Here is a 12827-nt window from a genome sequence, read left to right as displayed (position 1 = left end):
TAAAAAGGGAGGTCGTATGCTTTTATGGTAAACAAGAAGACAAGTCGTAAACGTCGTGTCAAGAAGAATATTGAATCAGGTGTTGCTCATATTCACTCAACATTCAATAACACTCTTGTGATGATTACTGACGTACAAGGTAATGCTGTTTCATGGTCATCTGCTGGTGCATTAGGTTTCCGTGGTAGTCGTAAGTCAACACCTTTTGCTGCTCAAATGGCCGCTGAAGCTGCTGCTAAGGCATCAATGGAACATGGCATGAAGTCTGTTGAAGTTGCTGTTAAGGGACCTGGTTCAGGTCGTGAAGCTGCAATTCGTGCACTTCAAGCAACTGGTTTGGAAGTTACAGCTATTAGAGATGTTACTCCAGTGCCTCACAACGGATCTCGTCCTCCAAAGCGTCGTCGAGTTTAGTATTTTGCGCACTCAATTCATTAAGTGGAATATGTACCCGCATATTTACAAATTGTACGAACAAGACTCACGCGTTTTGAAAGGGGTTAATGATAAGAATGATTGAATTTGAAAAGCCTAACATTCATAAGATAGAAGAAAACGATAACTATGGTGAAGTTGTTGTTGAACCGTTAGAAAGAGGTTATGGTACAACTCTAGGTAATTCACTTAGAAGAACTTTACTCTCTTCACTACCTGGTGCAGCAGTTACTAGTATCCAAATTGATAATGTCCTTCATGAGTTCTCAACCATCAAAGGTGTTGTCGAAGATGTCACTCAGATTATCTTAAATGTTAAGAAAATTTCATTAAAATTAGATGGACCTGAAGACGAAGAAGAGAACTTAGAAATTGATGTTATTGGACCTGCTGATGTTACAGCTGGTGATATTGTTGGGGATAGCGACGTAACTGTTTTAAATCCTGATCTTCATATTGCCACAGTTGCTGAAGGAACTAACTTCCATATGCGACTAACTGCTAACAAGGGTCGTGGGTATGTTTCTGCTGTTGAAAACAAACAACGTAGTTCAGAAATGCCTATTGGTGTACTTCCCGTCGATTCTATTTATACCCCAATTGAACGTGTCAACTATCAAGTTGAGAGTACCCGGGTTGGTCAACGTGATGACTTTGATAAGCTTACTTTGGACGTTTGGACTAATGGTTCAATTACTCCAAGTGAGGCTGTAAGTTTAGCTGCTAAGATTTTAACTGAACATCTTGAGATGTTTGTTGATCTTACTGATGAAGCTAAAAATACAGAGATCATGGTCGAAAAAGAAGAAACACACAAAGAAAAGATGCTCGAAATGACTATTGAAGAACTTGATTTATCAGTTCGTTCATATAATTGTCTTAAGCGTGCAGGCATTAATACTGTTCAAGAGTTAACTGAAAAATCCGAACCAGATATGATGAAGGTCCGTAACTTGGGTCGTAAATCATTGGAAGAGGTTAAAGAAAAACTCGGTGCTTTAGGTTTGTCACTTCGTAAAGAAGACTAAATTAAAGGAGGATATCTAAACTTATGCGTAATCGTAAATTACAACGTACTAGTGAACATCGTCGTTCAATGCTTCGTAACTTGACTACTGAATTGATTATTCATGGCCAAATTGTTACTACTGAAGCAAGAGCAAAGGAAGTTCGCTCAACTACTGACAAAATGATTTCACTTGGTAAGCGCGGTGACCTACATGCTCGTCGTCAAGCTGCTGCATACATTCGCGATGTTGTTGCTGATGTTAAAGAAGACGGTGACGATATTACTGTTACTACTGCTTTACAAAAATTGTTTGGTGATCTAGCTACACAATACGCTGACCGTAATGGTGGATACACCCGAATCTACAAGACTATGCCACGTCGTGGTGATGGTGCTGAGATGGTTATCCTACAATTGGTTGACTAATTATCATAGATAATTAACATAGTTTTACGAGAATCACTCAAGTTTTCGGTATAGAACGTTATGATGGTGGATTATTCCTAGTCTAGTTTGAATGTGGGTTTGCCCAAGCACTGATTACTTGTAAGTGATTTTTTGTACATAAATTTAATTTTAGGACTGTTAATATGGAAAATATAATTGAGATTAGTAATCTTTCATTTAAATACCCTGATCAAGATAGCTTATTTAATAATCTAAATTTGACAATCGAAGCTAATAAATGGACTGCTATTCTGGGACAAAATGGTAGTGGGAAAAGTACTTTAGCCAGATTAGTTGACGGCTTATTGGTTCCAGAAAATGGTGATATTCGAGTTGCGGGACTCAAAGTGAACGATGAAAATCTGTTAGCAGTTCGTAGTAAAATTGGGCTAGTCTTTCAGAATCCTGAAGATCAATTTGTTGGCGCAACGGTTGAGGACGATGTGGCATTTGGATTGGAAAATCGTAGGATTGAACGGTCTGAGATGCAAGAAATTGTCAAGATGAGTCTTAAAGAAGTTGGCATGTGGGAATTTCGGGACCGGATTCCTGCTAGTTTGTCTGGTGGTCAAAAGCAGCGAGTTGCCATCGCTGGAATTTTAGCAATTAAGCCACAGATTTTGATCTTGGATGAGTCTACTAGCATGCTTGATCCATTAGGCAGACAAGAAATCATTCAATTAGTTAAAGATGTTAAGCGAGGTGATAACTTAACAATCATCTCAATCACCCATGACATTGAAGAGGCTGCTTTGGCTGATCGAATTGTGATTCTTGATAAAGGGGTTATTGTCACCGATACCACTCCTGATAGTTTATTAAATCAATCTGAATTTCTCAGCAAATTCGAATTGGATACGCCATTTACTACTAAATTAGTTGCTAAATTAAAGACATTAGGGATTGACGTCCCTGATAAGTATATGAATGATGAGGAGCTGATCTCGTGGATAAAGAAATCTCTTTTTCGAATGTAAACCATGTGTATGAACCTGATTCACCGCTTGCTAAACTTGCTTTAGACAATGTTAATTTAACTATTAATAGGGGAAGCTTTACAGCAATTATTGGTCATACAGGTAGCGGAAAATCGACCCTTGCTCAACATATTAATGCACTAATTAAACCGACATCGGGTAGTATTCAGGTAGGGGCGTATGAGATAACGAATCATACTACTAATAAAAATTTGAAACGTTTTAGGCAGCATGTTGGCATGGTATTTCAATTTCCCGAAAAACAACTGTTTGCTGAAACTGTAATTAAAGATGTGATGTTTGGCCCACAAAATTATGGGCAGACACCAGCTGATGCTCAACAGGCTGCAATTGCTGCCTTGAAATTAGTTAATATTGACGAAGAATTATTTGAAAAGTCACCATTTGATTTATCTGGTGGACAAATGCGGCGAGTCGCCATTGCCGGAGTGCTTGCAATGAACCCAGAAATTCTAATCTTGGATGAGCCGACGGCCGGTTTAGACCCTGAGGGACATCGAGAAATCATGACATTAGTAAAAAACTAAACACTGATCGTAACGTTACAATTATTCTGGTTACTCATCAAATGGAAGATGTGGTTTCATACGCAACTCACGTAATTGTGATGGAGTCTGGAAAAATAGTTAAGGATGGCAGAGTGATAGATGTATTTGCTGATCCAGAATGGTTGAAGGATAAACAGCTAACGTTACCTAAGGCTGCCCAATTTGCAGTTGCATTAGGAATTAAACGAGAGGGCTTGCCATTAACAGTTGATGAGTTGGCTAATGCAATTGTTGCACAAGCTGGGGAGGATAAGTTAGATGAGTAATTTTATCTTTGGTCGGTACTTACCTGGAGAATCGTGGGTTCATAAAATGAGCCCGCAATCTAAGCTGCTACTGTGCTTTTTCTTTGTCTTAGTAGTTTTTTCGCTAATAATTATGCAACTTACGGTATATTAATTGTCACGATTTTAGGTATTATTATTTTGTCCGGAGTGTCAATTTCATACTTTATTAAAGGAATTCGACCATTAATATGGTTAATTATCTTTACAGTTCTGCTTCAAATTTTGTTTAGTACTGATGGAACAGTCATTTGGGCATGGGGGCCATTTTCAATAACTGATCAAAGCTTGGTCAATGGTGGGTTTATTTTTGTCAGATTTATATTAATTATTATGGTGTCCACAGTTCTAACGTTAACCACTACACCACTAGCAATTGCTGATGGGGTACAAACAATTTTAAAGCCATTAAAGTTGGTTCATTTCCCTGTTGATACGTTAGCCTTGATGCTATCTATTGCGCTTAGATTTGTTCCTACACTAATGGATGAGTTAGAGTCAATCATGAATGCTCAGCGTTCCAGGGGGGTTGATTTCGGGTCTGGGAGTATAACTAGTCGGATAAAATCTGCTGTTCCCTTATTAGTTCCATTATTCAGTGGCGCGATTACGCATGCAGAAAACTTGTCTACAGCAATGGAGGCCCGTGGCTTTGGCGATAGTGAGCATCGGTCTAAATACCGAGTCTATCGGTGGCAGATGCAAGATACAGTTAGTTGGCTATCAATAATTGTGATTTTTAGTTTAATTATTTATTTGAGAAATTAATTGAGGTGAGCGTCATTCGTTATAAAGTAACCTTTGCTTACGATGGGACTAATTTTAATGGGTTTCAGCGACAACCAAAGCAAAGAACCGTTGAGGGGATTTTAACCAGTAAAATAAACACAATGGCTAAGAATCCTGTTCAACACATAGAAGTATTTGGTTCTGGGAGAACTGATTCAGGAGTTCATGCACTCGCCCAAGTGGCCCATTTTGACTTTCCGTTTGATATTCCAACTGATGCTATGTATCGAGGACTAAATAGTATGCTTCCACTGGATGTTGAGATTTTAAAAGTTGAGAAGGTTAGTGATACATTTCATGCACGATTCGATGTTTCTGGTAAACGTTACATGTATCGGGCATATCTTGGGGAATTCACCAATCCTTTTAAGCGTAATTATACTGGTCATTGGAAGTTTCCAGTTGATATTAATAAAGTTGATACGGCAATTCATGAATTAGTTGGACAGCATGATTTTTCAAGCTTCGTAGCAGCAGGATCAACGGCTAAAAGTAACATTCGAACAATTTACGATGCAAAATGTTTTTTGGACAAAGAAGCAAATGAAATTAATATTGAATTTTATGGTAACGGATTCTTGTACAACATGGTTCGAATAATGGTTGGTGTGGCCATGGAAATTGGTTCTGGAAATCGACCGGAACATGATGTACTGAGGTTATTTGAAGTTAAGGATCGAGACCAAGCAAGATTAACGATGCCTGCTTCCGGACTATATTTAAAGAAGGTTTATTACGAAGGGGATGACCCCCTTCATCCGACTAAGTTACCGAAGTTCTGATTATAGTTTTAAAAGTAATTGACTTTAACTACATTTATTTGTATTATTGTAACTGGTATTGTTTGCCCCACGATAAGCCCCGGAAACTTATTTTTGGTGTCGAACAAACACAGAAACATGGAGGAAATTAACGTGCGTACAACATATATGGCAAAACCTGGTGAAGTAGAACGTAATTGGTACGTGGTTGACGCTACAGATGTTCCTTTGGGACGTCTTTCAACTGTTGTTGCTTCTATCTTAAGAGGTAAGAACAAGCCAACTTTCACCCCTAACGTTGATACTGGGGATAATGTAATCGTAATTAATGCTGAAAAAGTTGCCTTGACAGGTAAAAAAGCTAAAAACAAGATTTATTACCGTCACAGTCGCTTTATCGGTGGCTTGAAGCAAAGAACTGCTGGTGATTTTCGTGAAAAAGATCCTGAAAAATTGATTGAAACATCAGTTAAGGGAATGCTTCCTCACAACTCATTAGGTCACAAAATTGGTTTGAAGTTACATGTCTACACTGGTGCAGAACATGGACAACAAGCTCAAAACCTGAAGTTTTAGACATTACTAACCTAATTTAAGGAGGAAATTGCATTGGCTCAAGTACAATATCGCGGCACTGGCCGTCGTAAGATTCAGTTGCTCGTGTACGTTTAGTACCAGGAACTGGTAAAATTACTATGAATGATCGTTCAATCGAAGACTACATTCCAGCAGCTGACTTACGTGAAGTTGTTGTTCAACCATTCAATGTTACTGAAACTCTAGGAAACTATGATGTTTTAGTTAACGTTAATGGTGGTGGTTACTCTGGACAAGCTGGCGCAACTCGTCACGGAATTGCCCGTGCGCTTCTAGAAGTTGACCCAGACTTCCGTGGACCATTAAAACGTGCCGGTCTTTTGACTCGTGATGCACGTATGAAAGAACGTAAGAAGCCAGGTCTTAAGAAAGCCCGTAAAGCTTCACAATTCTCAAAACGTTAATATACAATATATTATTGTTCAAGACACTTTCCTTTTGGAGAGTGTCTTTTTGTTAATACTTAAATATGAAGTAATTAGAATGATAGCCAAATGTCGCTCGGGGTTTGTTGGCAATCCGTTTATTTGCGACTATGGAGTCAATATTCATCTTGGAGATAATGTCTCTATTAATATGAACTGTACGTTGTTTGATTGTAATAAAATCACTATCGGTAGTAACACCTTAATTGCTTCTAATGTGCAGATGTATACCGCTACTCATCCAGTTGAATTATCTGAACGGGTAATTCCTGATTGGAAGCCTGAAAGTGGAAAATACTTTTGCAAGACTTATGCGTTACCAATCACGATTGGTGAAGGTTGTTGGGTAAGCGGTGGAGCAATTATTTTACCGGTCGTTACTGTAGGTGATGGATCAGTAATTGGTGCTGGTAGCGTTGTGACCAAAGACATTCCAGCTAACAGCGTGGCAGTTGGAAATCCGTGTCGAATTCTTAGAAGTATTGATCAAAGAAAAGATAAAGAGTAGCGATTGATAACGATAAAAGCGTCCTGGTATTTTGCCAAGCACTTTTGTATAAATCCAGATCTAATAGTAATAAACTAATAAGGACCATATTAATTATGAATTTGTAACAATCATAAAGTTTTCTCGAAGATAATAAACATTTCTTCAAGATTATTAATAGGTCATTTCAAGTGTTAATCTGGTAGTATATAATTACTTAAACTTGTTGGAGGCATAACAATGAACCAAATGAACAGAACATTCAGATTAAGTGTTCTTGCGATGTTTATTGCAATTATTATTTTACAAACTTCAATTCCAATTATTGGCTATATTCCAGTTGGACCACTAGAAATCACGATTATTCAGGTTACAGTTGTGATTGCTACCATTTTAATGGGAACGATTAATGGAGCGGTAATTGGCGGAGTTTGGGGACTAATCACCTTTGTCCGTGCGTTTGCTTGGCCGACGAGCCCATTAGCAGCCATTGTATTTGTTAATCCAGTTGTTTCGGTGGTTCCAAGAATTTTGATTGCGGTAGTTGCTGGTGCAACTTATAACTATTTAAGTAAACGTCTTAAAAGTAAGCCAGCCAGTATTTCAATTGCAGCAGTACTTGGAAGCTTAACTAACACCGTGTTAGTTTTGGGGATGATTTATCTATTTTACAAAGCTAAAGCCCCACAATTATACAACTTGAATATCAAAGATTTATTGCCTTACTTGCTAGGGGTTGTCGGCACCAATGGGATTCCAGAGGCAATTTTTAGTGGGATAGTAGCACCAATGATTGCTGTTCCCTTGCAAAAGGCATTTGGCAAGCGTCTACAGAAATAAGATAAAATAAAAGGCCCCGATTAACGGGGCCTTAACAGGTTTATTCTTCTTCGTTAGCGTTGTCTTCAGTTTCTACTTGAGGAGCCGCTTTGATAATTTTAAGCTCTTCGTTGTTAACAATGACTTTATTATGATATTTATCGATAATCTCAGGGTCCTTTGATTCAAATGTAACTAGGAATGAGTTGGTGTAACCTTTATCGATAAAGCCAGTAAATTTTTGTTTTTCGATCATGAATTCGACTTCGTCGCCAACGTGAAATTTTGCTTGTTGTTCTGAAAGTTCAGTATTTTTTGCCAATGCTCACATCTCCAAGGTTTTTTAAGTATCAAATGATAAAATAACCGAAATTACCATCTATGTCAAACAAAATCACTTAAATGATAATTTATTAATTGTCTTTAACAGAGTTTACCGTTAGAATTAATTTATCGTAGAAAGATTGGAAATTAATTGTCAGCATATAATAAAAACCGTAAAAGCCGAAAAAAGCAGTCTAATAGAATAGTTATGTTCGTATTTATTGCGTTTGGACTCTTCGTAATATTAGGATTCCATGCCTTATACGAGAATCGTTTACCATCACAACAGGTTGAAGTGCCTACTCAGGGAATGACTAAGCATCAACAAAACTTTATTAGTCAAATTGTTCCTGAAGCCCAGAGATTACAGGGGCAGTATAATATTTTGCCTAGTATTACTATCGCTCAAGCCATTTTAGAATCTCAGTGGGGAGATAGTCAATTAGCTAGTAAATACAACAATCTATTTGGAGTAAAGGCTCAAGGCAGTGCACAGAAATCTGTTTATCTTGATACCCAAGAATTTGTTAATGGCGAGTATGTCACTATTAAGGCAAAATTCCAAGTGTATTCATCGTATGATGAATCGCTTAGAGATCATGCTCAGTTATTAGCGTTAGGTACTAAGTGGAATCCTAATCAGTATACTGACGTGGTGAACGCGACCAATTATGTCGATGCTGCGAAAGGGCTTCAAACTGATGGCTACGCTACGGATCCTACTTATACGCAAAAATTAATTCAAATCATTCGGACCTATAATTTATATCAATATGACAATTAGAGAGGATATTAATCATGAAGTTATTAGAAGACAAGATAAGAGAAGACGGCACGGTATTACCAGGTAATGTGCTGAAGGTTGATAACTTTCTTAATCACCAAGTTGATACCAAATTAATGGATGAAGTTGGCAAGGAATTTGCTAGGTTATTCAAGGATGAAGGAGTAACTAAAGTTGTTACCGTTGAATCTTCTGGAATTGCTCCAGCACTTATGGCGGCCCTTCACTTAGATGTACCAATGATTTTTGCTAGGAAGCACAAAAGCCTAACGTTAACTGATAATTTATATACTGCCAGTGTATACTCGTATACTAAGCGTGTAAGCAATGATATCAGTGTTGACAAGCGCTTTTTGGATCCAAATGATAAAATTTTGATTATCGATGACTTTTTGGCAAATGGTCAAGCGGTCTCAGGATTGCTAGAAATTGCTAAAGTTGCTAACGTCGAAGTGGCCGGAATTGGAATTGTCATCGAAAAGAGTTTCCAAAAAGGCCGCGAAATGATTGAAGAAGCTGGAGTAAGATTAGAATCACTTGCTAGAATTGCTTCTTTAGATAATGAAACAGTGGAGTTTGTTACTGATTAATTTTTAATAGCGGAAGAGGTAGTGAGGGCATTGGCAAATGATAATGTTGTTTATCCAGGACAAATTATTGGGGTAATTGGTGAAAGTAATAGTAATCTTTCATTAATTTCTACCGCAAAAAAGATGGGCTTTAAGGTGGCTATCTTTAGTAGTAATGAAGATCCAACAATGATCCATGTATCTGATTATCAATATATGGGCGATTATGATGATAAAGCAGCGCTTAAAATGTTTGCTGAACGATGTGATGTAGTTATGTATAATGACGACCAAATTGGTTCTGATATTATCAACTATCTTGCTGACTACACTAGAATTCCGCAAAAGACTGAATTATTGGATATCAATCAAGATAGATTGATTGAACGAAGCTTTTTCGAAACACTAAATATGAACATGGTTCCTTATTCAACTATTATTGAGTTAGAGGATATTTATCAAGCAATTAATTCAATTGGTTATCCTGCCATTTTAAAGCCTATTCAGCGCGGTTTACTTGGCGGTAGGGAACTATATATCGAAAAGCAAAGCGACATCGTTAAGGCGTCAGGAATGCTTGATACAGGGACATATATCTTGGAGTCGTATGTTAAGCATAATATCGATTATACAGTCGTGGTAACTAGAGACGCTGAAGGTGAGCGGGTCGTATTCCCGGTAATTGAAGATATCTATCATCAAACCCGTTTAATTACTTCGTTTACGCCCACCAAGATAGAATCGAGTATGGAACAAGAAATGAAGCGAATTGCCAATGAAATTGCTAATAATTTGGATTATGTCGGTACCTTTGAAGTTTCGTTTTTTGTTTCTGATAATGGTTCGATTTATGTCAATAAAATTGCTCCTAACGTTGGTATTGCAGGCTTCGTGTTTGAATATTCATTGAGCATCGATCAGATTGAACAACACTTAAGAGCGGTAGCTGGATTACCATTAATGCAACCGATTAACGGCATTCCAACCGTTCTTCAAACGATTAGTGAGGAAGATTATGGTCGTATTCAGACACAATGGGTCATTAAAGATAATTGGCATTTTAATTTTTATGGTTTAAGTAATGGTACTCATAAAATCGTTGGTCATATATTAATTCCAACTGAATCAATTTCTAAGACGTTGATGCAATTGGAAGGTACCAATATTTGGCGAGATGTTGATTTTGAAACAAAGTATAAGAAAATGTCATAAGTCGGCGTCACGTCGGCTTTTTTGCTTGCTTTCAGGAAAGCAGTGATAATGCTTTTCTGGTATAATTGATTGGATAATTGTGCGAGAGGATGGACAGTAATTTGGCTGATTCAGATTTAATAAAGGGACTTAATACAGAGCAACGCGATGCAGTTTTGCATACTGAGGGACCAGTTTTAATTATGGCTGGAGCAGGAAGTGGTAAAACTAGAGTGTTGACTCATAGAATTGCCTACATCATCGAGAGTAGGGACGTAATGCCATGGAATATTTTAGCCATTACATTTACTAACAAAGCCGCTCGTGAGATGCGCGAGCGAGTTTCTGCTTTACTTGATGAGAGTGGAATGATGTTTGGGTATCAACGTTCCATGCATTGTGTGTGAGAATCTTAAGAAGAAATATTGATTTGCTTGGTTACAATCGAGCGTTTACAATTGCTGATCCAAGCGAGCAGCGAACATTAGTTAAACGAATTCTAACTGATAAGAATGTTGATATTAAAAAGTTTGATCCTAGATCAATCTTATCTGCAATTTCCAATGCTAAAAATGACATGCAAGATCCTGTAAGTTTTCGTCAAGCGGCTAAAGGGCCATTTGAAGAATTAGTTGCAGATGTTTATGAACGGTATCAAGCTGAACTTAAGCAAAATCAATCACTTGATTTTGATGATTTGATTATGATGACGATTGAATTATTTGATCAGCATAAGGATGTTCTTGAGTATTATCAAGACAAATTTAAATATATTCACGTTGATGAGTATCAGGATACTAACGAAGCTCAGTATCAATTGGTAACCTTATTGGCTCAAAAATATCGAAATATTTGTGTGGTTGGGGATGCTGACCAAAGTATTTACGGTTGGCGGGGCGCTAACATGCAAAATATTTTGAACTTTAAAGATGATTATAAAGATGCACACGTTACTATGTTGGAGCAAAATTATCGATCAACTAAGACGATTTTGGATGCTGCTAATGCGGTAATTGCTAACAATGATAATCGTGAAGACAAGAACCTCTGGACTGAAAATAACGAAGGGGATCGAATTTCATATTATCGTGGACAAACTGAAAATGATGAAGCACGGTATGTGGTCTCTAACATTCAAAAGGAAGTTAATGAGAATGGCCAAAGCTATGGCGATATTGCCATTTTATACCGAACTAACGCTCAATCACGGGTAATGGAAGAAACCTTATTGAAATCAAATATTCCATATACCATGGTTGGTGGTCATAAGTTCTATGACCGAAAAGAGATTCGGGATGTACTGGCTTATCTAACGTTGATTGCTAATCCGAATGACTCAATGAGTTTTGAACGGGTAGTTAATGAACCTAAGCGTGGTATTGGCGCAACTAGTGTTGAAAAATTAAGAAGATTTGCTAACGATCATTCTTGGAGCTTATTGGAAGCTGCCCTCAATGTTGATTTGGCGAATGAAATTGCTGCCCGAACTAAGAATTCATTATTTCAATTTGCCGATATGATGGATAAGATTGCTAAAGATGCTCAAGAATCATCAGTTTCTGATATTACAGAAGCAATTCTCGAAAAAAGTGGTTATATGGATGTGCTAAAGAGTTCTAAGACCTTGGAAGCTCAATCCCGAGTAGAAAACTTGGAAGAATTTATGTCAGTAACAAAAAAATATGACGATGAAAATCAGGAGTCTGTGGGAATTGACAACTTAGTTGATTTCTTGAGCGATTTAGCATTGGTATCTGATCAAGATAATGTTGAAGAAGAAGCGTCCGAAGTAACTTTGATGACCTTGCATGCTGCTAAGGGTCTGGAATTCCCAGTTGTATTTATTATGGGAATGGAAGAAGGATTATTCCCGTTGGGTCGAGCTGCTGCTGATGAAGATGATCTTCAGGAAGAACGGCGACTTGCATATGTTGGAATTACACGGGCAAAGAAAAAGTTATATATTACCAATGCCTATTCACGGACTTTATATGGTCGGCGCCAAAATAATCCGCAATCTAGATTTATCGAGGAGATTACACCTGAATTATTGAAACAAGAAAATGTTGGTAATGAAAGTCAACCATTAAAGACACCGTTTGACCGCCGTTCAGAGCGAGCATTTGCTACCCCGTATCATCGACCCAATCAAACGGTTGAGAAACCAAAAGGATCAGGCGCTGATAAAAAGACATGGACTGTCGGCGACAAGGTATCGCATAAAGCATGGGGAGTGGGGACAGTGGTTAAAGTCTCTGGAACTGGTGAAGATATGGAATTAGATATTGCGTTTGATTCGCAAGGAATCAAACGATTGTTAGCTGCATTTGCGCCAATTCAAAAACAAGATTAAAGGAAGT

11 protein-coding genes and 5 pseudogenes are annotated in these 12827 nt (G+C 37.7%); 15 read left to right on the top strand and 1 reads right to left on the bottom strand.

Annotated features, from left to right (window positions below; genetic code table 11):
• Positions 1–24: 24 nt before the first annotated feature.
• The 11 genes and pseudogenes from rpsK (at position 25) to NBRC111893_RS05555 (ending at position 7620) form a co-directional block, all read left to right on the top strand.
• Positions 25–414 carry a 30S ribosomal protein S11 gene (gene rpsK / locus NBRC111893_RS05605; RefSeq protein WP_125008312.1) on the top strand — a complete coding sequence of 130 codons (390 nt, stop codon included), beginning with the start codon at positions 25–27 and terminating at the stop codon, positions 412–414.
• Between the two features lie 98 nt (positions 415–512).
• Positions 513–1463, top strand: coding sequence for a DNA-directed RNA polymerase subunit alpha (locus tag NBRC111893_RS05600; RefSeq protein WP_125008311.1), 951 nt, complete (start codon positions 513–515; stop codon positions 1461–1463).
• A gap of 23 nt (positions 1464–1486) precedes the next feature.
• Entirely contained in the window at positions 1487–1870 is a 384-nt protein-coding gene (gene rplQ, locus NBRC111893_RS05595; protein ID WP_125008310.1) for a 50S ribosomal protein L17, read from the top strand.
• A 164-nt stretch (positions 1871–2034) separates the two neighbouring features.
• A complete protein-coding gene (locus NBRC111893_RS05590) occupies positions 2035–2868 on the top strand; it encodes an energy-coupling factor transporter ATPase (RefSeq protein WP_125008309.1) in 834 nt (277 codons plus the stop codon).
• Positions 2838–3703: pseudogene (locus tag NBRC111893_RS05585) on the top strand (energy-coupling factor transporter ATPase). The gene NBRC111893_RS05590 and the pseudogene NBRC111893_RS05585 overlap by 31 nt, the downstream one beginning before the upstream one ends.
• Positions 3696–4489: pseudogene (locus NBRC111893_RS05580) on the top strand (energy-coupling factor transporter transmembrane component T family protein). The pseudogenes NBRC111893_RS05585 and NBRC111893_RS05580 overlap by 8 nt, the downstream one beginning before the upstream one ends.
• Before the next feature lie 14 nt (positions 4490–4503).
• Complete coding sequence (truA, locus tag NBRC111893_RS05575; protein ID WP_439957179.1) at positions 4504–5292, top strand: tRNA pseudouridine(38-40) synthase TruA; 789 nt, start codon at positions 4504–4506, stop codon at positions 5290–5292.
• 132 nt (positions 5293–5424) lie between these two features.
• Positions 5425–5867, top strand: a pseudogene (gene rplM, locus NBRC111893_RS05570) (50S ribosomal protein L13).
• Positions 5868–5880: 13 nt separating this feature from the next.
• Positions 5881–6272, top strand: a pseudogene (gene rpsI, locus NBRC111893_RS05565) (30S ribosomal protein S9).
• Positions 6273–6444: 172 nt separating this feature from the next.
• Positions 6445–6801, top strand: coding sequence for a DapH/DapD/GlmU-related protein (locus NBRC111893_RS11820; RefSeq protein WP_305775322.1), 357 nt, complete (start codon positions 6445–6447; stop codon positions 6799–6801).
• A 219-nt stretch (positions 6802–7020) separates the two neighbouring features.
• Positions 7021–7620: an ECF transporter S component gene (locus tag NBRC111893_RS05555; RefSeq protein ID WP_125008307.1), complete on the top strand. Its 600-nt coding sequence runs from the start codon at positions 7021–7023 to the stop codon at positions 7618–7620.
• A gap of 40 nt (positions 7621–7660) precedes the next feature.
• On the opposite strand, the gene NBRC111893_RS05550 is transcribed toward NBRC111893_RS05555, so the two are convergent.
• Positions 7661–7921, bottom strand: a complete 261-nt coding sequence (locus NBRC111893_RS05550; RefSeq protein WP_125008306.1) for a DUF2187 domain-containing protein — start codon at positions 7919–7921, stop codon at positions 7661–7663.
• Positions 7922–8131: 210 nt separating this feature from the next.
• On the opposite strand from NBRC111893_RS05550, the gene NBRC111893_RS05545 reads away from it, so the two are divergent.
• The 4 genes and pseudogenes from NBRC111893_RS05545 to pcrA all read left to right on the top strand — a co-directional run bounded on the left by NBRC111893_RS05545 (position 8132) and on the right by pcrA (position 12820).
• Positions 8132–8707 (top strand): glycoside hydrolase family 73 protein, encoded by a 576-nt coding sequence (locus NBRC111893_RS05545; RefSeq protein WP_125008305.1) that lies wholly within the window; start codon positions 8132–8134, stop codon positions 8705–8707.
• 14 nt (positions 8708–8721) lie between these two features.
• Positions 8722–9297: a xanthine phosphoribosyltransferase gene (locus NBRC111893_RS05540; protein ID WP_125008304.1), complete on the top strand. Its 576-nt coding sequence runs from the start codon at positions 8722–8724 to the stop codon at positions 9295–9297.
• A 30-nt stretch (positions 9298–9327) separates the two neighbouring features.
• A complete protein-coding gene (locus NBRC111893_RS05535) occupies positions 9328–10488 on the top strand; it encodes an ATP-grasp domain-containing protein (RefSeq protein WP_125008303.1) in 1161 nt (386 codons plus the stop codon).
• Positions 10489–10577: 89 nt separating this feature from the next.
• Positions 10578–12820, top strand: a pseudogene (gene pcrA, locus NBRC111893_RS05530) (DNA helicase PcrA).
• Positions 12821–12827: the final 7 nt, after the last annotated feature.

Origin of the sequence: Lentilactobacillus kosonis (assembly GCF_003864335.1) — a bacterium.
Taxonomy (GTDB): Bacteria; Bacillota; Bacilli; order Lactobacillales; family Lactobacillaceae; genus Lentilactobacillus; species Lentilactobacillus kosonis.
This window is presented reverse-complemented; position numbering and strand designations above follow the sequence as displayed.